At 69.0% G+C, this 21,896-nt stretch carries 20 protein-coding genes and 2 pseudogenes; 8 read left to right on the top strand and 14 right to left on the bottom strand.

Annotation, left to right across the window (positions count from 1 at the left end; all coding sequences use genetic code 11):
• The first annotated feature begins 44 nt into the window (after positions 1–44).
• Both QUE79_RS08830 and QUE79_RS08825 read left to right on the top strand, forming a co-directional pair.
• The gene (locus tag QUE79_RS08830) at positions 45–641 is read left to right on the top strand and encodes a glycosyltransferase family 2 protein (protein ID WP_350271671.1); all 597 of its coding nucleotides are present in this window, start codon (positions 45–47) and stop codon (positions 639–641) included.
• Positions 642–753: 112 nt separating this feature from the next.
• Positions 754–1,398: a TIGR04282 family arsenosugar biosynthesis glycosyltransferase gene (locus tag QUE79_RS08825; RefSeq protein WP_286346337.1), complete on the top strand. Its 645-nt coding sequence runs from the start codon at positions 754–756 to the stop codon at positions 1,396–1,398.
• Between the two features lie 127 nt (positions 1,399–1,525).
• Here QUE79_RS08825 and QUE79_RS08820 read toward each other — a convergent pair whose 3' ends face one another.
• Both QUE79_RS08820 and QUE79_RS08815 read right to left on the bottom strand, forming a co-directional pair.
• Positions 1,526–2,716 (bottom strand): sensor histidine kinase, encoded by a 1,191-nt coding sequence (locus tag QUE79_RS08820; RefSeq protein WP_286346336.1) that lies wholly within the window; start codon positions 2,714–2,716, stop codon positions 1,526–1,528.
• The gene (locus QUE79_RS08815; protein WP_286346335.1) at positions 2,713–3,507 is read right to left on the bottom strand and encodes a response regulator transcription factor; all 795 of its coding nucleotides are present in this window, start codon (positions 3,505–3,507) and stop codon (positions 2,713–2,715) included. Before QUE79_RS08815 ends, QUE79_RS08820 begins: the two co-directional genes overlap by 4 nt.
• Positions 3,508–3,617: 110 nt before the next feature.
• Between QUE79_RS08815 and QUE79_RS08810 the strand changes: the two genes are divergently transcribed.
• On the top strand, positions 3,618–3,779 hold the full coding sequence (locus QUE79_RS08810) for a hypothetical protein (protein WP_286346334.1): 162 nt from the start codon (positions 3,618–3,620) through the stop codon (positions 3,777–3,779).
• On the top strand, positions 3,776–4,444 hold the full coding sequence (locus QUE79_RS08805; RefSeq protein ID WP_286346333.1) for a methyltransferase domain-containing protein: 669 nt from the start codon (positions 3,776–3,778) through the stop codon (positions 4,442–4,444). The genes QUE79_RS08810 and QUE79_RS08805 overlap by 4 nt, the downstream gene beginning before the upstream one ends.
• A gap of 224 nt (positions 4,445–4,668) precedes the next feature.
• Here QUE79_RS08805 and QUE79_RS08800 read toward each other — a convergent pair whose 3' ends face one another.
• On the bottom strand, positions 4,669–5,121 hold the full coding sequence (locus QUE79_RS08800) for a hypothetical protein (RefSeq protein WP_286346332.1): 453 nt from the start codon (positions 5,119–5,121) through the stop codon (positions 4,669–4,671).
• A complete protein-coding gene (locus tag QUE79_RS08795) occupies positions 5,118–6,479 on the bottom strand; it encodes a molybdopterin-dependent oxidoreductase (RefSeq protein WP_286346331.1) in 1,362 nt (453 codons plus the stop codon). Before QUE79_RS08795 ends, QUE79_RS08800 begins: the two co-directional genes overlap by 4 nt.
• Before the next feature lie 103 nt (positions 6,480–6,582).
• Here QUE79_RS08795 and QUE79_RS08790 point away from each other — a divergent pair, with 103 nt between their 5' ends.
• Complete coding sequence (locus QUE79_RS08790) at positions 6,583–8,007, top strand: glycosyltransferase family 87 protein (RefSeq protein ID WP_286346330.1); 1,425 nt, start codon at positions 6,583–6,585, stop codon at positions 8,005–8,007.
• Between the two features lie 102 nt (positions 8,008–8,109).
• Positions 8,110–8,511, top strand: a complete 402-nt coding sequence (locus tag QUE79_RS08785; protein WP_286346329.1) for a TOBE domain-containing protein — start codon at positions 8,110–8,112, stop codon at positions 8,509–8,511.
• An 84-nt stretch (positions 8,512–8,595) separates the two neighbouring features.
• Here the strand turns inward: QUE79_RS08785 and QUE79_RS08780 are convergent, their stop codons facing one another.
• Genes QUE79_RS08780 through QUE79_RS08765 form a run of 4 tightly spaced genes read right to left on the bottom strand, consistent with a single transcriptional unit; the run spans position 8,596 to position 13,083 of the window.
• On the bottom strand, positions 8,596–9,834 hold the full coding sequence (locus tag QUE79_RS08780) for a Gfo/Idh/MocA family protein (protein WP_286346328.1): 1,239 nt from the start codon (positions 9,832–9,834) through the stop codon (positions 8,596–8,598).
• Between the two features lie 28 nt (positions 9,835–9,862).
• Positions 9,863–11,245, bottom strand: a complete 1,383-nt coding sequence (locus tag QUE79_RS08775; RefSeq protein ID WP_286346327.1) for an ABC transporter substrate-binding protein — start codon at positions 11,243–11,245, stop codon at positions 9,863–9,865.
• Complete coding sequence (locus QUE79_RS08770; RefSeq protein ID WP_286346326.1) at positions 11,242–12,129, bottom strand: carbohydrate ABC transporter permease; 888 nt, start codon at positions 12,127–12,129, stop codon at positions 11,242–11,244. Before QUE79_RS08770 ends, QUE79_RS08775 begins: the two co-directional genes overlap by 4 nt.
• A 9-nt stretch (positions 12,130–12,138) precedes the next feature.
• On the bottom strand, positions 12,139–13,083 hold the full coding sequence (locus QUE79_RS08765; protein WP_286346325.1) for a carbohydrate ABC transporter permease: 945 nt from the start codon (positions 13,081–13,083) through the stop codon (positions 12,139–12,141).
• 136 nt (positions 13,084–13,219) lie between these two features.
• Here QUE79_RS08765 and QUE79_RS08760 point away from each other — a divergent pair, with 136 nt between their 5' ends.
• On the top strand, positions 13,220–14,233 hold the full coding sequence (locus QUE79_RS08760; RefSeq protein ID WP_286346324.1) for a LacI family DNA-binding transcriptional regulator: 1,014 nt from the start codon (positions 13,220–13,222) through the stop codon (positions 14,231–14,233).
• A gap of 237 nt (positions 14,234–14,470) precedes the next feature.
• Here QUE79_RS08760 and QUE79_RS08755 read toward each other — a convergent pair whose 3' ends face one another.
• From QUE79_RS08755 to QUE79_RS25415, 3 genes and pseudogenes are all read right to left on the bottom strand, one after another.
• The gene (locus tag QUE79_RS08755) at positions 14,471–14,740 is read right to left on the bottom strand and encodes a MoaD/ThiS family protein (protein WP_286346323.1); all 270 of its coding nucleotides are present in this window, start codon (positions 14,738–14,740) and stop codon (positions 14,471–14,473) included.
• A 2-nt stretch (positions 14,741–14,742) separates the two neighbouring features.
• Positions 14,743–15,825, bottom strand: a complete 1,083-nt coding sequence (gene moaA / locus QUE79_RS08750) for a GTP 3',8-cyclase MoaA (protein ID WP_286346322.1) — start codon at positions 15,823–15,825, stop codon at positions 14,743–14,745.
• Positions 15,826–16,105: 280 nt separating this feature from the next.
• Positions 16,106–17,242, bottom strand: a pseudogene (locus tag QUE79_RS25415) (ThiF family adenylyltransferase); the annotation flags it as partial.
• Here QUE79_RS25415 and QUE79_RS08740 point away from each other — a divergent pair.
• The gene (locus QUE79_RS08740) at positions 17,241–18,851 is read left to right on the top strand and encodes a glycosyltransferase family 39 protein (RefSeq protein WP_286346320.1); all 1,611 of its coding nucleotides are present in this window, start codon (positions 17,241–17,243) and stop codon (positions 18,849–18,851) included. The pseudogene QUE79_RS25415 and the gene QUE79_RS08740 overlap by 2 nt on opposite strands.
• A gap of 52 nt (positions 18,852–18,903) precedes the next feature.
• Here QUE79_RS08740 and QUE79_RS08735 read toward each other — a convergent pair.
• The 3 genes and pseudogenes from QUE79_RS08735 to QUE79_RS08725 form a co-directional block, all read right to left on the bottom strand.
• Positions 18,904–19,844, bottom strand: a pseudogene (locus QUE79_RS08735) (4-(cytidine 5'-diphospho)-2-C-methyl-D-erythritol kinase).
• 9 nt (positions 19,845–19,853) lie between these two features.
• Positions 19,854–20,912, bottom strand: coding sequence for an LLM class flavin-dependent oxidoreductase (locus QUE79_RS08730; RefSeq protein ID WP_286346319.1), 1,059 nt, complete (start codon positions 20,910–20,912; stop codon positions 19,854–19,856).
• Positions 20,909–21,877 carry an ATP-grasp domain-containing protein gene (locus QUE79_RS08725; protein ID WP_286346318.1) on the bottom strand — a complete coding sequence of 323 codons (969 nt, stop codon included), beginning with the start codon at positions 21,875–21,877 and terminating at the stop codon, positions 20,909–20,911. Before QUE79_RS08725 ends, QUE79_RS08730 begins: the two co-directional genes overlap by 4 nt.
• Positions 21,878–21,896 lie beyond the last annotated feature (19 nt).

The following is a 21,896-nucleotide window of genomic DNA, read 5'->3' as shown; positions in this document are numbered from 1 at the left end:
CTCTTCGCGGCACCGTCTGGGGTTGCCGCAGAACCGGAGTCATCATGAGCATCGCCGTCGTCGACGTGATCCTGCCCTGTCTGGACGAAGAGGCCGCGCTGCCGTGGATCCTCTCCCGCCTCCCCGAGGGCTATCGCGCCATCGTCGTCGACAACGGTTCGACCGACCGCTCCGCCGCCCTGGCCCGCGAACTCGGCGCCACCGTCGTCTCCGAAGCACGACGCGGTTTCGGTGCCGCCGCTCACGCCGGCCTTCTCGCGGCCACCGCGCCGGTCGTCGCCTTCTGCGATGCCGACGCCTCGATGGACCCGCAGGATCTCCCTCGCCTCGTCGCTCCCGTCGCCGCCGGTGACGCCGACCTCACTCTCGGCCGCCGACGCCCGACCGTCCGCGGCGCATGGCCGCTTCACGCGCGATTCGCCAACCTGGTCCTCGCGCGGCTGATGCGCCGCGCCTCGGGCGTGCGCCTGCACGACCTCGGTCCGATGCGCGCCGCGCGCCGCGAAGACCTCCTCTCCTCGACCTGCAGGATCGCCGGAGCGGTTACCCGCTCGAGATGGTCCTGCGCGGGTCGGAGCGCGGCTTCCGCATCGTCGAACTCGACGCGCCGTACTCGCCGCGGGTCGGGCGCAGCAAGGTGACCGGAACCCTGCGCGGGACGATGCGCGCCATCCACGACATGTCGGCGCTGCTGCGCGACGCACCGTCCCGGGCCGCCGCTCCGCGCCCCGCGGCCACGTCGGCGGTGACCCGATGACCGCGCTCGTGGTGATCGCCAAGGAGTGCCTGCCCGGCAAGGTCAAGACGCGACTGCACCCGCCGCTCACCCTCGAGCAGGCGGCGCTCGTCGCCTCCGCCAGCCTCTCGGACACGCTCGAGACGCTCTCCGCCCTGCCGGCGAGTCGTCGGATCCTGCTCTTCGACGGGGAGAACCCGCCGGCCGACGCGGCGGGGTACGAGGTCGTGCCGCAGGTCTCCGGAGGGCTCGACGAGCGGCTCGGCGCCGTCTTCGACCTGATCGACGAGCCCCTCGTGCTGGTCGGGATGGACACCCCGCAACTCACCGCCGCGATGCTGGCACCCGTCTTCGAGGAGTGGCCCACCGGCGTCGACGCCTGGTTCGGTCCGGCCGACGACGGCGGCTACTGGGCGCTGGCGCTCCGGAACCCGACGGGCGACGTCGTCCGCGGTGTGCCGATGTCTCAGAGCGACACGGGCAACCACCAGCTCCACCGCTTGGCCCGCCACGGCCTCGAGGTCGACTTCCTGCCCGAGCTGACCGACGTCGACACGATCGACGACGCTCGCACCGTCGCCGGGCTCGCACCCGACACGCGCTTCGCCCGCACGCTTCGCGACTTCGACGTGATCCGGCAGTTCGTCGTGGAGCCCGCCTGACGCATCACGGATCGGCCACGCCCCCGGTCCTCGGGGGCCTCGAGAGGGCCGAAATGCACGCTTTGGTTGCACCGGAGGTACATTTCGGCCCTCTCGGCAGGTCACGTCGACGGCAGAGCGTCCCTCCCTACACGAGACCGGAGCGACGCGGCAGGACCAGCTCGAACCGGCACCCGGCGTCGACGTTCGACACCGTCACCCGGCCGTGGTGGGCCACGACGATGCCCTGCACGATCGCGAGACCGAGGCCGGCGCCTCCCACCTGGGCCGGCGAGCCGGCACCCGGGGTCCGCGACACGCTCGCCCGCCACCCCGGCTCGAACACGCGGCCCAGGTCGGTCTCACGAATGCCGCCGGCCGAGTCGGTGACGGAGAGCACAACGAAGTCGTCTTCGCCGAGTCGAGCGGAAAGCACGATCTCGCTGCCGGGAGGAGACAACCGGATGCTGTTCATCGTCAGGTTGGCCACCGCGCGGGCCAGTTCGTCGGGGTCGGCTTCCAGCGCGATGTCGGCGACGTCACGACCGACCAACGTGAGCCCGCGCGACCGAGCGATCTGCCCCAGCTCGCCGACGATGTCGTCGACCAATTCGGTGACACTCATCGTCTGCACGGCGAGACGGAGGGCGCCGGCGTGCAACGTCGAGAGCTGGAAGAGGTCGTCGACCATGCCGCCGAGCCTGTCGACCTGGGCCAGCATCTGGCGGTGGTATCTCGGGGCGTCTTCGGCGACGCCGTCGTCGAGCGCTTCGGCCATGGCGCGAAGGCCGGCCAACGGCGTGCGGAGGTCGTGCGAGATCCAAGCGACGAGCTGACGGCGAGCCGCCTCGGCGCGCGCCTCGCGCTCGCGCGACTGCGAAAGGCGGAGGTCGGACGCCGCCAGCTCGCGCCCCAGCGCCGCGAACTCGTTCGCCACGTGGCGCCCCGAATCGAAGCCAGAGCCGCCAGAGCCGCCCGCGCCCTCGCGCCCGGCGGGGCCTTCAGGCCCGGCACCGACGGTGCGAGCCTGCACGACGAGGCGCCGACTGTTGCGCACGAGAGACGAGCCGAGCAGGATCGCGAGCCCGACCGACACCGCGCCGGCCAGCAGGGCGAGCCACAGGAACAGGGCGAAGTCGTTCGACGAGACGTACATCTGCTTCGACGCGATCAGCATCCCGAAGACGAGCGACCCGACAGTGGCGACGGCGACGACGACGACTTGCAGCACCAGGCTCGCGCTCCTCAGAAGGCGCAGTACCACCAGCGCCACGACGCCGACGGCGACGGCCGCGCCGAGAGCGAAAGCCCAGACGTGCAGGAAGTCCACGAAGCTCATTCCGAACCTGCCTCGTCCGCGGCACCCGAGTCCGCGGCCGTCGGGCGAGCGAGCGTCGGGCGAGCGAGCGTCGGTGCGAACCGGTAGCCGACGCCCCACACCGTCAACAGGTGAACGGGTGAGGACGGATCGGGCTCGACTTTCTCGCGCAGGCGCCTCACGTGCACCGTCACGGTCGACAGGTCGCCGAGTTCCCACTGCCACACGGCCTTCAGGAGTTCGTCGCGCCGGAACACCTGGTCGGCGTGCCGCACGAAGAACTCGAGCAGGTCGAATTCGCGAACGGTCAGCGGTAGTACGCGGCCGTCGAGCGTGATCTCGCGCCGAGACGTGTCGAGCCGAAAGGGCCCGCGCTGGATCACGGAGATGGCTTCGAACGGCACCGCGGTCCGGCGCAGGACCGCGTCGACGCGCAGCATCAGCTCGCGGGGCGAGAACGGCTTGACGAGGTAGTCGTCGGCGCCCGCCTCCAGCCCGTCGATGCGATCGTCCTCCTGTCCGAGGGCGGTGAGCATGATCACCGGCACGTCGACCTCGGCCCGAATGCGTCGGCACACCTCGAGACCGTCGATGCCGGGCAGCATCCGATCGAGCAGGATCAGATCGGGTCGGCTCTCGCGAACGCGGGCCACGGCGGCGAGACCGTCGGTGATCAGCTCGGCGACGTGCCCGCGCCTGCGCAGGTACGACACGACCACCTCGGCCACGATCGGGTCGTCTTCGACGACGAGAACGACGCGCGACGGGACCGCCTCGGAGGCGGTGGCGGGCGTCGGGGACGAAAGCGTCATGAGGAAATGATCCCGCGTCCGCGGAGGGCGCGAGGCGCGTTTCCACAGATGTTCGGGTTCCGTAAGGATTGCGGCGCACGAGCGTCCTCTGACGCGCCTAGCCTCGGTCCATGTCCCCTCCGCTCCACGTCTTCCAGCCGTTCCGGGGCAACCGACGCCCCCTCCGCTCCGAACTAGTACACGTGACCCACCTCGACTTCCCCACCCGCGACGACCGCGGCACCCACCGCCCCGCGGCGCACTTCGAACTCCGCCGAGGGGCCCTCCGATGAGCATCGCCGAGCTCGGCCGCGAGGCGACCTTCGGGTCGGGCGGCTCCGAGCCGTACGCTCACGCCCTCCGCCGCGAAGGGCAGCTGACGCTCGTCCGCGACCAAGGTCACCCCGGCAACGACTACGACCTCGGACGCTGGATGGCGGCCGCCGACGACGTCGACCGCGCCATCCTCGCCGGGGAGTCCGGGCCGATTCTCGACATCGGCTGCGGCCCGGGGCGCATGGTCGCCGCTGCCATCGACCTCGGCTTCGTCAGCCTCGGCGTGGACGTCTCCCGCGCGGCGGTCAAAGTCGCCCGTCGCGCGGGGCTGCCCGTGCTGGCTCGCAGCGTCTTCGACCGCCTGCCGCGCGAGGGCCACTGGAAGACGGCGCTCCTGATCGACGGCAACATCGGCATCGGCGGGGATCCTGCCGCTCTTCTCACGCGTTCCGCCGAACTCCTCGGCCGCCGCGGCGCCGTCCTCGTCGAGACGCAGCCGGACGACGACGTCGACGACGTCTTCACCGCGCACGTGGTCGACGAGGACGGCCGGACGTCGTCGACGTTCCCGTGGGCCGAGGTCGGAGCCACCGCCCTGGCTCGTCACGCCGCCGCGGCGGGCCTCGAGCTCGACCAGGTCTGGCGGATCGACTCTCGCGTCTTCGTCAGGCTGTGCCGATAACCCCTGCCGCAATACGTTTTGCGGACAAATAGACCTGCCGCGGCACGCCTAAGTGTCCGCAGCACGTCTCCTCGCGCCGGGGCGCGTAGTTCTGCCGCAACGCGTCTTACGGACACGACCCGCAGCCGCGGCACGTCTCGTTGTCCGCAAAACGCGTTGCGGCAGCCCAGCACCAAGTCGAGCCACCCGACGGCGTGCGGACAAAGCGACCGGCCGCGGCGCGTCTAGTTGTCCGCAAAACGCGTTACGGCAGCCGGGGTGCGACGACGGGTGCGCAGGTAGACCACGACGACCAGCGCGGTGAGCACCGCGACTGCGATCCACAGGAGACCGAGGCGCGTGCCGTAGTCGAACGGCAGCACCGTGTAGTTCTTTGGGATCTTCGCCTTCCGGATGATCTCCGGCACCACGATCAGGGTGAACACGCAGCCGACCAGAACGCCGGCCTGCACGATCGCGAGGACGCCGGCGGGAATGGTCCTGCCCACGCGGCGCATCCCGACGCTGATCCCGACCACGATCGGCGAGATGATCCCGTCGTGCAGGATCACCGCGGCGATCAGCCAGGTCAGCAACCCCCAGATGCTCTTCGGCTTGACCGTGTCGAACATCACCCAGGCGCCGAGCAGGATCGCCAGGGCGCCTACGCCGACGAGAAGGATGCGGGCGAGTCTCATGTGACGATCTCCAGGTGGCTCAGCCATTTCGTCTGCAGCACCCCGGGGCGGCCCGGCGCGATCATCCGCGCGGGATACCCGTGGTCGATGGTCAACCGCTCGCCGTTCAGGTGCAGCGCTACGAGCGTGTTGGGGTCGTGGACGTACTCCGAGCCCATCAGGGTGACCCGGTAGCCGCCCTTCTTCTCGAGCGACGTGATCTTGAGCTGCTCGCTGTCCGTCGCCCCGACGGCGCCCACCACGTCGTGCAACCGCGGACCCTTCCAGTGCGCCAGCTGGCTCCAGCCCTCCACGCAGGCGATCGGGAGAGCGGCTTCGTACTGGGGCATCGCCATCAGGTCGGCGATGCTGAAGGTGCGGATGGCGGAGCCCTTCGACACGACGAGCTGCCAGCCGGGGTCCATGGCCGTCTCGAGCACCTGCGCGGCGGCGGCGGTCCGGTTGATCGGCAGCCCGTTGGGGCCGTACGCGAGCTTGCGCGGGGCGAAGACGTTGAGGCGATCGAGCGGCTTGAACGACTGGCCGGCCGTCAACGCCATGACGGCGCCGGTGGTGACGCCGATCGCGCCGAAGAAGCCGCGCCGCGACGTCTTCACGTCGACGTCGGGGGTGCGGTCGATCCAGTCGAAGATCCGCCCCACGATGCCTTTCGGAGGCCGCGAGGTGACAGACGCCGCGCTGACCTCGGCCGGGATGACCAGCGCAGGATCCTCGAGCTCGTCCTTCGACACGACGTACGTCGCGAGCTTCTCCCGCGCCACCCGGTGCTTCGACGGCGGGACGTAGTCGGACTCCCCGACCAGGAAGGTGCCGTCCTCGTCGTACGAGTCCTTCTTGCGCCAGTAGCGCGCGATGATCGGCAGCTTGATGCCGATGTGCACGGCGAGCGAGCCGATGATGACGTACGCGAGGGCGTAGTGCACCTGTTTGAACGGGAACGGCCACGGGTAGTACTGGAACGTGTTCAGCAGCCCCGTGAAGATCTGCACGAGCGACGCCGCGACGAACAGCGCGATGGACGCGCGCTCGAGGATCTGTACCGGTGTCTTGATCGGCGGCCACTGGAACAGCTGTGGGAAGACGGCGTAGAGCTTCCCGAACAGCAGCGGGAAGCAGGCGATGCCGGCGGTGATGTGGACGCCCTGCGTCCACTTGTAGAGCGACACCGGCTGCGTCGGAAAGTGCATCCACGACGCGGGCTCCTGGAGGAAGTGGCTGTAGAGGCCTGTGAACAGGCAGATCGTGAAAGCGAGACCGAGCAGGCGACCGAGGACGACGGCGGTGCGCGCGTTACGGTTCGGCGAGGTCATCGACCGTCGCAGTCCGTACATCAGTTCGCGCATGTTGAATCTCACCATGGATCGGTCCTGGGCAGGCGTGATCGGGCCTTTTGGGGTCAGATGTCGCCGAGTCGTAAGGAGTTCGGACCGGAAGCCCTCTCGGTTCGGGCAGAGTGGGCACGTGCGCACCTTCCTCGGCCTCCTCGGCGTGACGATCCTCGCCGCCACCGTCGGCTGGGGTGTCCACGCGCTCGGGTTCTACGTCGCCGGAATCGGCCACTCCTTCCAGCTCTGGACCCTCGTCTGCTGGGCGCTCTTCATCGGCGCCTTCCTGCTCCTGCGGAGGGTCCCCGCGAAGTCGGTCACGGTCGTGGTCCTCGTCGGAGCGGCGCTGGTGGGCGGCGCAGCGGTCTCGGGGCCGCCGAACACGAGCACCGACTCGGCGCGCTACGCGTGGGACGGGATCGTGCAAGACCACGGCCTCTCGCCCTACGAGCACACCCCGAACTCGCGCGTGACCGAGAGCCTGCGCACCCCGTGGCTGTTCCCCGCCACGGTCACCACCTCGGCCGGGAAGGAGACCTGCACGGGCACGCGCGTGTTCTCGACGCACGAGTACGGCAGCCACGAAAGGCTCTGCACGACGATCAACCGGCCGAGCGTCCTCACGATCTACCCGGCGGCGGCCGAGCTCTACTTCGCCGCCGTCCGGGGCGTCGTCGCCGTGGATGCCGCCTACTGGCCGCTGCAGGCCGCCGGGTTGATCCTGAGCCTCGCGATCACGGTGGGCCTCCTCGTGATCCTGCGACGCCGCTCGCTCGACCCGCGCTGGGCCGCGCTCTGGGCCTGGTGTCCGCTGGTCGCCTCCGAGGGGATCACCAACTCGCACATCGACCTCCTGGCGGCCGGGTTCGCGCTCGTGGCGACGGCTCTCGTCGCCGGCGGTCGGCGCTGGTTCGGCGGCATCGCACTGGGGGCCGCCATCGCGACGAAGCTCATCCCGATCGTGGCGGCGCCCGCCCTGCTCCGCCGCCAGCCCGCCAAGATCATCGTGGGCGCCGCGGCGACTTTCGTGCTGCTCTACGTCCCGTACCTGCTGTCGACGGGGCCGAAGGTGCTGGGGTACTTGCCGGGGTACCTGTCGGAGGAGGGCGTCGACGACGGGTCCGGCTTCGCACTCGTCTACCTGTTCGTGCACGGGAAGGCGACGACAGTCGTGGCCGTGCTGATCCTGCTGGTCGTCGCCGTGATCGTCTGGCGCACGACCGATCCTGCCGCACCGTGGCTCGGGCAGCTCGTGATGATCGGGACTTTCCTGTTCGTGCTGAGCCCGCGCTACCCGTGGTACGCGCTGCTGCTCGTCCCGTTCGTCGCTCTCACCGGCCGCTGGGAGTGGCTGGCCGTGGCCCTCGCGATCTCCGTCCGGCAGTTCTGGCCGTTCGCGTACGTCCGGGCCTCGACGCTCGGGGTGGCTCTGCTCATCATCGTGATCGTCAGCATCCACCGGTCGGGGCCGGGGTGGTGGGGCAGGATCCGCGAGCGCGCCCGCGACGAGTGGGCTCTGCTCCGCCGCAGGCCTCTGCCCGCCCCCGGCGTGCGGCAGTAGGCTCGCCGCATGCCGCAGATCAGGGTCACGGAAGCCGGGTGGGCACCGTCTCGGAGTCTGCCCTCGCCGACGGCTGTGCAAGCCCGGCAGTAGGCTCGCCGCATGCCGCAGATCAGGGTCACCGAAGCCGCCCGCTACCTCGGAGTCAGCGACGACACCGTGAGGCGCTGGATCGAGAACGGAACCCTCGAGAGCTCGAAGAACGCCTCGGGCCGCACCGTCGTCGACGGCCTCGCGCTGGCTCAGCTGGCCCGGAGGAACGCCGTCCTGCCGGACGATCCGTCCGATGGCAACAGCTCGGCGCGCAATCGGTTCGTCGGCCTCGTCACGGGCATCACCTCCGATCCCGTGATGTCACAGGTCGAGCTCCAGTGCGGGCCGTTCCGCGTCGTGTCGCTCATGAGCACCGAGGCGGTGCACGACCTCGGTCTCGAACTCGGCTCGGAGGCGGTCGCGGTGGTCAAGGCGACGATGGTCATCATCGAGACGCCGACGACGAAGTAGGCGAGCGGACGAGGCGCGCAGCCTGAGGACGGCCGGAGGCACGGTCGCGAGCCGCGCCATGCCTCCGGTGGTCATCTCTCGGCGTCAGCCCTCGCGGTGTGCCGCTCCGGCCTCGACGGCCGCCGGGGACGGCTCGATCGGGTCGCCGAAGTCGGGGATCGGCAGGCGTGCACCGTGCTGTTTCGCCGACTCGTGGGCGATGATGCCCGGCAGCGTGTAGCGCGCGGCCACCCAGGCGTTCACGGGCGGCAGCGTGCCGTCGACCACGGCACGGACGAAGTCGTCGACCAGGAAGTGGTGGCTCCCCTCGTGGCCGCTCGGCACCCCGCGGTACTCCTCCGGCAGGCGCGAGATGTCGTGCACCTCGGCGTAGCCCGACACGAACGCGTCGCGGAGCGCCGGGTCGACGTTCGCGAGTGCGGGGTCGTCGTGTGCCAGCGTCGGCTTGGTCGTGATCTGCTCGCTGACGTCGACGACCTCTTTCTTGTCTTGCCAGACGCTGACCGTGGCGAGTTGCTCGAAGCTGGCCTCGGTGCCGAAGTAGCGGAAGCGCGACTCGCGGATCTGCGACGGGTAGCCGACGCGGCGCATCTCGTTGGTGCGCATGACGCTGCCGTCGTTCAGCTCGAACAGCGCGCTGGCGTTCGAGAAGTCGTTGCCGAACTGGCTGACCTCCTTGTCGAAGACGCCGTCTCCGCGGTCGTCCACGATGCCGATGCAGCTGACGCTCACGGCGTGGCCGGGGATGGCCCCGAGGACTCCGCCGATGGCGTGCGTCGGATACAGCATCGGCGGGTAGCTCGCCGTCGCCTTCCAGTTCTCGCCGCCGCTGTACTGGTACGCCGCGTAGAAGCCGAGATCCATGTCGTGGACGTAGTCGCCCTCGGCGTAGATGATGCGGCCGAAGGCGCCCTCGGCGACCTTGTTGCGGGCGTAGATCGTCGCGGGGTTGTAGTAGCTCGTCTCTCCCATCATGTAGGTGAGCCCGGTCTCCTTCACCGCTTCGATGATCGCGGCGATCTCGTCTTCCGTGATCGCCATCGGGACGGCCGAGTAGACGTGCTTGCCGGCGCGGAGCGCGCGGACGACGAGCGGGCCGTGCGTCCAGCGCTGCGTGAAGATCGCGACGGCGTCGACGTCCGACTCGAGCATGGCGTCGAAGTCGGCGACGAAGCCGGCGAGACTCTCGCGCTCGACCAGCTCGTGCGCGCGTTCGGGCAGGAGGTCGGTGACCAGGACTCGTTCGACGTCCGGGTGGATGTCGAACAGTTTCGCGAACGAACCGGCGAACTGCCCGGCGCCGATCATGCCGATGGATACCATGTGTGGCCTTTCTTCAGGGGGTGGTGGTTCAGGTCGTGGTCGCGTACGAGATCCGGTAATCGAGGATCTCGGTTGCGCTGGCAAGGCCCGACGTGGCGGATTTCTGCCCGAGGAACGTCGGGCCGAGGGCCGTCTCGACGTTACTCAGCGCTTCGTTCATCCCCGTGCCGACCGGGAAGTTGACGACCTTTCCCTGCGCCTCGGTGAGGAACGGGGTGACGTCGACGCCCTTCTTCTTCCAGTACGACTGGAAGAGCGGATCGAGCTTCTCGATTGCGGGCCAGATGTAGCCGCCGGATCCCATGATCCGCTGCGACTTCTCGCTGCCGAGCCATTGGACGAGCCGCCAGGCGGCTTCGGGGTTCCGGGTGTTGCTGGCGATCCCGTCGGTGAGGCCGTTGATCACGCTGATCCGACCCTTCGGGCCGATCGGTAGCGGAATGACCCCGACATGGAAGTCCGACAGCCCCGCGAGGGAGCCGGTGTTCCAGTCACCGGCCTGCCACATGGCCATGCGGCCCGAGGCGAAGATCGTCTGCGAGTTGTTGCTGTTACCGTTCGGTCCGGTCTCACCGTTCGGCACGAGCACGTGCGCCGCGTGGAGCATCTCCGTCAAGAACGTCATCGTCTTGCGGTTGGCCTTGCTGTCGAAGACCGACTTGGTCGCGTAGGCGTGGGGCAGCATGGCGCCACCGTTCATCGCCAGGTAGCTGCCGAAGATCGCCTGGAACTCGTTGGTCATGGCGGTTGCGTACACGTCGACGTTGCCGGGATCGAAGGCCGGATCGAGAGCGTTCCTGCCCTTGTGATCGAGCGTGACCTGCTTCAAGAAGTGCAGCCACGATCCGCCGTCCTCGGGATTCCACGCCAGGTCGGTGGGCGGGGTCCGGAAGCCGGCTTTCGCCAGGTGCTGCTTGTTGTAGTAGATCGCGATCGTGTCCCAGTCTTTCGGGAGGCCCCACAGCTTCGACCCGTCGCGGTGGAGGTCGACGAGGGTCGGGATGTACTGCCCGAAGTCGATGTTCGCCTTCTTCGCCCTCGGGGCGATGTCCGTGAGCAGCCCGCCCTTCGCCCAGTCGCCGAGCCACGGGGTGTTGACCCAGAACACGTCGGGCGCATCGCCCGAGATGTACTGCGCCGTGATCTTCTGCTGATAGTTGCCGTAGGGGATCTGCTCGATGGTGACGTGGACGTCGGGGTTGGCCCTCTGGAACTCGTCGATCGACTTCTGGTAGCCGACCTGCTGGTTGGCATCCCACAGCGCGTAGGTGATCTCGGCTGTCTTCGAACCGGCTCCGCGGAATCCCCAGGACGACGCGGAGCATCCCGCGAGCGCCAGGGTTCCTGCGGCGGCACCGGTCAGCCCGAGGAACTGCCGCCGGCTGACGCCGGTCGACTTCTGCGGGCTCATCGGTTCGCTCCCGACAGGTTGACCGAGTTGACGATGTGCTTCTGGAAGAGGACGAACAGGATCACCATCGGAATCAGCGCCACGAGGGATCCTGCGAGGACCAGGTTCCACTGCGACGTGAAGTTCGAGTTGAAGTTCGCCACCCCGACGCTCAGGACCTGGAGGTCGTTCGAACTGGTCGAGATGAGCGGCCAGAGGAAGTTGTTCCAGGAGAAGATCACCGCGATGATCGTGGCGGTCATGATGATCGGCCGCGACATCGGGACGACCACGCGGCGGAGCACTCCGAGCTCCGAGCAGCCGTCGAGCCGGGCCGCCTCGATCACCTCGGACGGGATCGACTGAATGTACTGCCGCATGAGGAAGATCGTGTACGGCGTTCCGAACACGTACGGCAGGAACAGCGCCCAGTAGGTGTCGGTGAGACCGACCTTCGACATCATGACGTAGAGCGGGATCATCGTGACGACGTTCGGGACCATCAGCATGCTGAGGTAGCCCCAGAAGATCGCCTCGCGGCCGGGGAACTGGATGCGAGCGAACGCGTAGGCCCCGAGCAGCGAGAAGACGACCTGACCTATGGTGATGATGATCGTCACTCCGGCGGTGTTGAGCAGGAACGTCCCGAACTTGTACTGCGTGAAGATCGTCACGAAGTTGTCGAATGTGGGGTGGCTGGGGAGATCCCACGCACGGTCCGCCTGGATCTCGGACAGCGGCTTGAAGGCCGCCATGACGGAGAACAGGTACGGCGTGATGAAGATCGCAGCGATCGCGAGCAGCACGATCACGTAGAGGAAGGTGCGGACTCCGCGGGTGACCGGCGGCGTCGCCGTGGTCGTCCTCGCGAGGCGGGCGGCGGGTGCTTTCGTCAGTGTCGTCATGATCGCGCCTCAGACCAGCTCGTAGACGGTGCGCCGGTTGAAGTACCGGAACTGGATGAGAGTGACCACCAGGATCACCGCGAACAGGATCACCGACAGTGCGGATGCCGCGCCTATCCGGAATCCGATGAAGCCGTTCTGGTAGATCAACATGTTCATGACCGTCGTGCTCGTGCCCGGACCACCGTTCGTCATGACGTAGACGGAGTCGAAGACCTGGAACGATCCGATCGCCCCGGTGACGAGCACGAACAGCATCGTCGGGCGGAGCAGCGGCAGCGTGACGCGGAAGAACCGCTGCACGGTGCTGGCACCGTCGATGGCGGAGGCTTCGTAGAGCATCGGCGGGATCGCCTGCAGCCCGGCCAGGAAGAAGAGCATGTTGTAGCCGACGAACTGCCAGATGTTCGCGAACGCGACCACGGGCATCGACCATCCGGGCGAGTTCAGCCAGTCGGGCCCGGAGACCCCGACGAAGTGCAGAAGCGTGTTCACGACGCCGGTCTGCGGGGCGAAGATCCACTGCCACACGACACCCATGGCGACCGGTGTCGCCAGGTACGGCAGGACGCAGAGGACGCGAATGAGGGCGGTGAACCGGCCCCTTCGGTTCATGAGGAGCGCCATGCCGAGGGCGAGGGCCGTCTGGACCGGGATGTTGAGCAGGAAGTAGTAGAAGGTGACGAGGAGTGCGTGCCCCGCACCCTCGTGCTGGAACACGTCGAGGTAGTTGGTCAGTCCCACGAACGTGGGCGCCGTCAGCAGATTCCACTTGAGGAACGAGAAGACGACGACGAGGATCACCGGGATCCCGAGGAACACGATGACGCCGAACAGGCTCGGCGCCAGAAGGCCGTAGGCGGTGAGGGAGCGTCTTCGAACGCTGCTGTGGGTGCTTCTCGGCTCCTCGGCTGCGGGTTGGATTGCTGGCCTGCCGGCGGCGATCTGGGTCATTCGATGGTTCCCATTTGCAACTCCTTTGTGCGACGGATGCGGCTCATGGTTGAACGTTCGACCGCGTGTGCCGATATGGTTGCAGAGCACTCAAGTCCGTGTCAACACCCGCCGTCGATACGAGAGGTGAAAGTCGATGAACAACCGCCGCGTCACCATCGATGACGTCGCCGGCGAGGCCGGAGTCTCGCGTCAGACCGTGTCGAACTACATCCGCGGAAAGGGCCGCGTCGGTCAGGAGACCGGCGAGCGGATCCGCGACATCATCGAGCGCCTCGACTACACGCCTCATCCGGGCGCGAGCAGCATGCGCTCGCGCCGCTCGGGTCAACTGGCCTACCCGCTCAGCGAGACCGCCCTCACCCCCGACAACGTCATCGTCGGCGACTTCATCCGGGCGCTCGTCACCCAGGCGGGCAACCACGGGTACCACGTCCTCATCACGTCCAACGGTGCGCGAGGAATGCGCGACCTCGTCCGCTCGGGTCGGGTCGACGGCTTCGTCTTCAGCGACATGTTCGGCTCCGACGAGCGGCTCGAGATCGTCGAAGACACGCACACGCCGTTCGCGTCCTTCGGGCGCGTTCCGATGGGCTTGAGACAGGCGTGGGTCGACGTCGACAACGTCGTCGGAACCCACGAGGCGACCGAGCACATCATCGGGCTCGGCCACCGGCACGTCGCCTTCCTCGGTCACCGGATCGCGTACTGGGACGACGAGAGACGGGAGGGCTACCTGTCGGCCATCGCCGAGCACGGGCTGATCCCCCGGGTCGTCACCGTGCACAACGACCAGGAGAGCATGGACGCGGCCGCCCTCGCGTTCCTGCGCGAACCGGACCGTCCGACGGCGATCGTCTGTTCGTCCGACTCCCTGGCCCTGTCCGTCTATCGCGCGGCGGAGAAGCTCGGCCTCACGGTCGGAGGGGACATCTCGGTGTCGGGCTTCGACTCGAGCGTCATCGGCCGATCGCTCGTCCCGTCGCTCACCAGCATGCGCGTCCCGGTCGATCGGATCGCCGAGCTCGTCGTGGAACGCTTCGTCGCCGAACTCCACGACCCCGGCGCCGACGTCGAGGGTGAGCTCGTCACCCCGGAGCTCCGGCCCGCCGCGAGCACGGCCCCGCCGGTGCGCCGCCGGGCCCTCTGAAAGAGAAGAACTTTTTGCCAATCCGTTCCGCGATCGGCACCGAATGACTTGTCGACGCCGGATTCCGGCGCGACCCTCTCCGTCCGGCGAGAGACCACAGGCCGGACAGCAACACGATCAACAGCACCACCGGATCAGCAGTCACCCGGCGGACCGCAGCGAGCAACCCGCGCGGCGGTCCCCGGGTGTTCGCCGTTCGCCCCGAGGTCGGCGCGCCCGGGGGATCCTTGCCCGGGGTCAGCCGCCGGCGAAAGGCGGCATGACGTCGACGACGGCGCCGTGCGAAACGACCTGGGAGCGGTCGCGCGTCGAGATCCCGTCGACGAGGAACGAGCACCGGTCGAGGACACCCATCAGCTCGTCGGGGTCGGTGCCGCGCGCGGGAGCGAGCCCGGCGATCAGCTCGCCGAGGGTGGGTTCGTGTTCGGCGACGCACTCGAGTTCGTCGAGACCGGTCGCGGCCCTGGACGCGGCGAAGAAGCGGAGGGTGACGGTGACGACAGCCACGGTCAGCCTCCGATCGCGCTCATCGAGCGGCTCGGCTGAACGAAGGAGGCGTCGTTCATGCCGTGCCCCTTCGGCTTCGCCCACATCGCATCGCGCCACAGGTCGGCGACCTGGAGGTCGGAGGAGCCGCCCCGGAGAGCGTCGCGGAGGTCGGTCTCGGTGTGCGAGAAGAGGCAGCTGCGCACACTGCCCTCGGCGGTGAGACGAGTGCGACGGCAGTCGGCGCAGAACGGCTCGGTGACGGAGGCGATGATTCCGACGGTGCCCTCGAGACCGGCCTCGTCGCGGCGCCCCCTCGCGACGAAGCGCTCGGCGGGTGCGCCGTCCCGCGGCTCGTCGGCGAGAGCGAGATCGAAGCGATCGGCCAGGAGCTCGCGCACGCGGGCGGCCGTCACCATGGTCTCCCGACTCCAGGTGTGACCGATGTCGAGCGGCATCTGCTCGATGAATCGCAGCTCGTGGCCCTTTTCGAGAGCCCACGCGAGCAGGCTGGGCGCTTCGTGATCGTTGACGCCGGGCAGCAGCACCGCGTTGATCTTGATGGGGCCGAGCCCGGCCGCGGCGGCTGCATCGACCCCGGCGAGCACGCGGTCGAGGAACGGGCGGCGCGTGATGTCGAGGAACGTCTGCGCGTGCAGGGAGTCGAGCGACACGTTGACACGATCGAGCCCCGCGGCGGCCAGCGCCGTCGCCCGCTCGGCGAGCCCGATCGCGTTGGTCGTCAGCGAGAGCTCGGGGCGCGGCTCGAGAGCGGCGCAGCGTTCGACGATCTCGACGAGGTCGCGCCGCAGCAGGGGCTCTCCGCCGGTGAAGCGCACCTGGCGCACACCGAGGTCGCGCACGGCGATGCCGACGAGCCGCACGATCTCGTCGGCGGTCAGAGCCTGGTCGCGCGGCAGCGACGGGAGCCCCTCGGCGGGCATGCAGTAGGTGCACCGCAGATTGCACTTGTCGGTCAGCGAGACACGGAGGTCGGTCGCTTCCCGGTCGAAGCGGTCGATGAGACCCGGCGCACCGGCGGGCCGCGGCGGGAGAGCAGGATCGGGCCGGCCCTTGATCAGGGGAATGCCGAGCGAGACCGTCATCCCCCGAGCGTAATCGAGGTCCCTGCGAGCCGGGTACGGCTTCACGGAACCCGCCGCCGCAGATCGCGATCCAGGGCACACGCGGCCCGCGGTGACGTGAGGGACACGCCCTAGGAGTGCAGGTTGGGGTGGAAACCCCGGGATCGATGTCGGCGAGAGGCAGGGCGACTCGGCCCGCTGCGGACGCGGCCGTGCCGGTGGCCAGCGCGCCCGGCCGCAGCGTCCAACCGAGCATGCCCCGGGAGACGACGGTGGCGTCGAGTCCTTCGTCGGCGAGCAGCCGCGCCGCCGCTTGCGAGCGCGGGCCGCGGGCGCAGTAGACGATGACCGGCACGGCCGGGTCGAGGGCAGGATGCTCGGTGCTGGTCGATCCGAATCCCGCGGCGAGGACATCGCCCGGGATCGCAGCGACCGCGTGCTCGGCGGGCTCGCGCACGTCGAGCAGCACGAAGTCGTCGCGCCCCTCCGCTCGCTCGACCAGGCGGGCTTCGAGGTCGTCGGCCGTGATCGCCGGGGCCTCGGCGGGCCTGGAGGGGACGGCCGAGCGCGGAGTCCGTCGATCCTGCGCCCGCGCGGCCCTTCGAGCCGGCGAGCGGACGAGCCGGCTCTCACGCCACGATCCGCCGAGAGCGTCGATGGTCACGACTCGCCCGAGCAGCGGTTCGCCGGCACCCGTGACGAGCTTGAGCACCTCGGACGCCATGACCGACCCCACGGTGCCGCAGAGCGGGCCGAGCACCCCGACGTCGGCGCACGATTCGTCCCACCCGTCTGCGGGAGGCTGCGGGTGGAGATCGCGGTAGTCGACGTCGCGGTCGTCGGGCGCAGCGTCCCAGAAGACACTGACCTGCCCGTCGAACCGCGACACGCTCCCCCAGACGACGGGGAGTCCGCGGCGCGCGGCCTCGTCGGCGACGAGATAGCACGTGTCGAACGAGTCGCTGCCGTCGAACACGACGTCGTAGTCGTCGAGGATCGAGGCGCTCGCGGCGTCGAGCCGGAACGGGTGCACGCGAACGGTCACGTCGCTGTTGACGGAGCGCACCCAGTCGGCGGCGGCGCGGGCCTTGGGCGTCCCGACCTGATCGGGCCGGTAGAGGACCTGGCGTTGAAGGTTGGAGACGTCCACAGCGTCGTCATCGACGATTCCCAGGACGCCCACACCGCTCTGGGCGAGATACTGGATGCCGGGGCAGCCGAGGCCGCCGGCCCCGACGACGAGTACGCGGGCGTTCGAGATCCGCGCCTGACCATCGAGACCGATCTCAGCCAATCGTGACGTGCGCGCATAGCGTGCCACGCCGGGGGCCGTCGTGTCTCTGCGAGCAGGGTTCGGCCCACCGACCGGGCCGCCGGCACCGAACCCATCCCGACCGTCCGTAGAAGCAGCACCACCACGAGGAGGAAGCGACGACATGACAGATCTCCTCGACTCGACGACCGCGACTCTTCCTACTGTACGTCGGGCGACCGAGACCTCCAGGCCGCCGACTCGGCTCCAGAACCTGCGGGCGCAGCCGTGGGGTGACGCCGTCCTGGTCGGGGCCGTCGGGCTCGTCGTCGCGGTCGCGTTCTCCTGGGTTCCATCCGTCTGGTACGACGAGTCGGCCACCATCGTGTCGGCGCAGCGAACCTGGACCGAGCTGTGGTCGGAGATCCACACCGTCGACGCCGTCCACGCCACCTACTACGCGCTCATGCACGGCTGGTTCGCGCTCGTGGGCTACTCGCCCTTCAGCCTCCGGTTCCCCAGCGCTGTAGCGATCGCGGTCGCGGCGGCGCTGCTGACCGTGCTCGCCAAAGAGCTCACCACCAAGCGCACCGGGATCGTCGCCGGGCTCCTGTTCGTGCTGCTCCCCCGCGTCACGTGGATGGGCGGCGAAGGGCGTTCCTACGCCACCGCCACAGCGCTGGCCACCGCCGCAACCCTCGTCTTCGTCCTCGCCGTCAAGCGCACGGGCACCACCAGGAGGGCCCACACGCTCTGGTGGACCCTCTACGGCGTCCTGGCCCTCGCGTCGACGGCCGTCTTCCTCTACTCGGCCCTCCTCATCGTCGGTCACGGCGTGACGCTGGCGCTCTGGATCCGGCGTGGTCGCCTCCAGGGCCGCTCCACACCGTGGCGACCGGCCGCGGCCGGATGGATCGTCTCGGCGGGGATCGCCGGCGCTCTGCTGATACCCCTGGCGCGCCTCGCGAGCACCGAGTCGAAGCAGATCAGCTGGATCAGCAAGCCCAACTGGCAGACGTTCATCGACGTCTACACGTGGCAGTGGTTCATGAACGACTGGTGGTTCGCGGCGTTCGCCTGGATCCTCGCGATCCTGGGCGTCGTCGCCGTGGTTCGCAGCCGGTCGCGGAGCGCGTCGTTCGGCGTGCTGCAGGTCGCCCTGCCGTGGATGTTGGTCCCGACGCTCGGCTTGATCGCCGTCTCGCTGGTCCACAGCCCGCTCTACTCGCCGCGCTACGTGGCCTTCGCCGCACCGGCCATGGCCCTCATGATGGCGGTCGGCCTCACCTCGCTGCGCCCCCGTCGCCGGGTCCGCGCGCGCACGCTGGTCGCTGCCGGGCTGGTCGTGGCCGTCGGGATGACGCTGCCGAGCTACGTGTCGCAGCGCCTTCCCGAGGCGAAAGACTCCTCGTCGTGGTCGCAGGTCGCGGCGCTCGTCGCGAAAGAGCGGGCGCTCGAAGGCGTCAACGCGACCGACGCCATCGTCTACGGCCACATCCGCCGTCATCCGACCGGCTCCGCGCGCAACATCGCCTACGCGTATCCGGCCGCGTTCTCCGGCATGACCGACGTGACCCTCAAGACGCCGGCGGCTCAGACCGACGGTCTCTGGGAGACGCGCTATCCGCTCTCGCAGACGATCGAGCGCGCCGACGGCCACACATACGTCTGGCTGGTCACGAGCATCAAGCAAGACCTCCGTCCGAGCGTCACCAAGGCGCTCTCGGGCGAGGGATACCACCTGCAGGACGAGTGGCACCTCACCTGGGTGAACGTTTTGCGCTACCGACTCTAGGGCGCCTGGGGCGCGTCTCCCAGGTGGCCCGCGGTGACGTGAGCGGCACGCCCTAGTCGGAGAGCAGGCGTGCGCCGTGCACGGGCCCGGTGGCTCGCACCACGGCGAGCTTGGCGGCGCTCAGCGCGATCTGGAGTTCGAGGGCATCGTCGAGGTCGGGCGCGAGGAACGCGACGGTCGGCCCCGAACCGGAGATGACACCGGCGAGGGCGCCGTTCTGCTCGCCGAGCTCGAGCACCGCCGACAGACCGGGCTCGAGGTGGAGCGCGGGAGCCTGGAGGTCGTTGTACATGACGTCGGCGAGGCGAGCCGGATCGCCGGCGCGAAGTGCCTGCAGAACACCCGAGTCGACGCGCGGCTGCCGCACCGGATTGATGTCGGCGAGGTGACGCACGCGGTGCTCGTCGAGCTCGCGGTAGACGGCCGGCGTGGACAGCCCGAAGTCGGCGAGCGCCAGCACCCACTGGAACTGGCCCTGCGCGAGCGCGGGGCTGAGCTCGTCGCCGCGGCCGGTGCCGACGGCGGTGCCGCCCATCAGCGCGAACGGGACGTCGGCGCCGAGCTGAGCCCCGAGCCGAAGGAGCTCATCGCGCGACAGACCGGTGTTCCACAGGGCATCGCAGGCGAGCAGGGTGGCGGCGGCATCTGCCGACCCACCGCCCATGCCGCCCGCGACGGGGACGTTCTTGTCGATCGTCAAATCGACGCCGCCCGAGTAGCCGGTGGTCGTCGCGAGGAGCTTGGCGGCCCGGATCGCGAGATTCGTGTCGTCGACGGGGACTCCGGCGAGGTCGATGCCGGACGCCGTCGACGTGAAGCGGACGCTGAAGCCGTCGGCGGGCCTCGCCCGGACGTCTTCGTACAGGAAACCGCCTGGTACGCGGTCGCGAGTTCGTGGTACCCGTCGTCTTGAAGATCACCGACGGCGAGGAAGACGTTGATCTTGCCAGGCGCGCGCGTGTGGACCACGGTCGAGGGGGCCACGGACGTCATGACTCAAACCTATACGGCTGGCAGCGCCTCTCGTGCCGCGCCGGATCCGGCCCGAACGAGCGGGATGACGTCACGTGCGAAACGCTCCATCTCTTCGACCTGCGGCGAGAACTGCAGCAGCAGCGTGTCGACGCCGACCGCTTCGAATTCCAGGATCCGATCGGCCACCTGGCGGGGCGTGCCGACGAAGCCGGGGCGGAGACCGCGGTTCGAGACCGAGTAGTCGCGGAGGTCGGGCTGGTGTTCGAGGTGCGATTGCGCGATGAAGTCCTGGTACGACTCGTACGCCGCCCCCTGGCTCACGTCGGTGATGCGTGCGAGCTCGGCCGCGGCCTCGTCGTCGGTGTCGCGGACGATGGCGTAGGCGGCCATGCCGAACGCCTCGAACGGCGCGGATCCTGCCGCCTGACGCCGTGCGCGCATGTCGTCGATCTTGCTGCGCAGCTCGTCGACGGTCCCGCCGTGCGTGAGGTAGGCGTCGGCGAACCCGACGATCGCGGCCTTGCCCGCCGGGCTCTCACCACCCGCGTAGACGCGCGGCTGCACGTGCGGCTTGGGCTCGAGGTGGGTGCGCGACAGGTCGTAGTAGTCGCCGTGGAAATCGAACGGCGTCGTGTTCCAGAGCCCCTTCAGGATCTCGACGAACTCGGTGGAGCGCGCGTACCGGTCGTCGTGCTCCGAGAAGAGGCCGCCGTACTGCTTCGACTCCTCCTCCCACCAGGCCGACACCACGTTGAGCGTGAACCGGCCGCCGGAGATCTCGTCGATCGTGGCGGCCTGCTTCGCCGTGACGGCCGGCAGGTGGTAGCCCGGTCGGACAGCGGCCATCAGCTCGAGCTTCTCGGTCACGGCAGCGATCGCCGCGGTCAGCGCCCACGCCTCGAGCGACGGGGCGGCAACGCCCTTGATGTCGTTGAGGTTCAACTCGGGGATCAGGGTCAGGTCGAACCCGACCCGCTCGGCCGTCTGCACCACCTTCTTCACGTAGTCGAAGGTGACCGGCATGCGCTCGTCGTCGACGTTACGAAGCCAGCCGCCGAAAATGGGGGTCCAGAAGCCGAATCTCACGCCAGGAGCTTATCCCGCGCCGTCTCCGGGTAGGCCTCGGCCAGAAGGCCGCCGAGGAACCTCGCGATCTCGCGCGGCCCCGACGTGTCGGATGCGGCCTCGACGTCGGGGTTGTAGTTCGTGTTCGTGTTGACGTCGTAGACGACCTGTCGGCCGTCCGAGGTCTCGATGAACTCGACGCCGGCGATCTCGATCCCGTTGGCGCGCAGGAACTCGGGCAGGCGCAGGATCACGGGGTGCTGGGCGATCGGGGCGCCATCGGCGGTCCGGTCCCGCAGCTGGAACAGCGGGGCGGCTCCGGGCACCGCGCAGGCGTCGGCCGGGCAGAACTCGAAGGTGTCTCCCGAGGTGTCGACTCGGACCGCGTAGACGAACTCATCGCCGACGAACTCGGCCCGCGTGTTGAAGGGCTCGGCGGCCTGCAGCAGCTCTTGGACGAGGGTGATGCCGTCGGGCGACGACTCGAACTCGGGCGAGTCGACCCAGGCGGCGAACTCCTCCTGGGAGTCCCAGCGGCGAACGCCGAGGCCCTTGCCGCCCTGGTTGTGCTTGGAGATGAAAGGGACCGGGAAGGTCGAAGCGGTCGCGGCGAGGTCGCGGGTGCCGAAGACGGCCGAGGTCCGCGGCACGTCGAAGCCGAGCGCCTGCAGGCCCAGGTGCTGCTGGATCTTGCTCACCTCGAGGTCGATGACGCCGCGGCCGTTGACGACCCGGCGCCCCGCGGCCTCGACCCAGGAGAGCGTGGCGCGTGTGTACTCCTTGGAGAACTCGTTGCCGCGGGTGTGCGCGCTGGCCGACATGCGCGACCAGTAGATCCCGGGAGCCGGTTCGGCGGTGAGGTCGATCGCCCCGTCGACGAGCAGCAGCTCTTCGACCGGGACACCCTCGGCCTCGAAGGCGGCACGCAGCGGCGGGAACCACTCGGGGTTCTCGTGGATCACATAGACGCGGGGCTCATCAGTCACCCGTCAAGACTAGGCACCG

The organism is Frondihabitans sucicola (assembly GCF_030296615.1).
In the GTDB taxonomy this organism is placed as follows: Bacteria; Actinomycetota; Actinomycetes; order Actinomycetales; family Microbacteriaceae; genus Frondihabitans; species Frondihabitans sucicola.
Note: the sequence above shows the minus strand (reverse complement) of the source record. Positions and strands in the feature narration are given on the sequence as shown.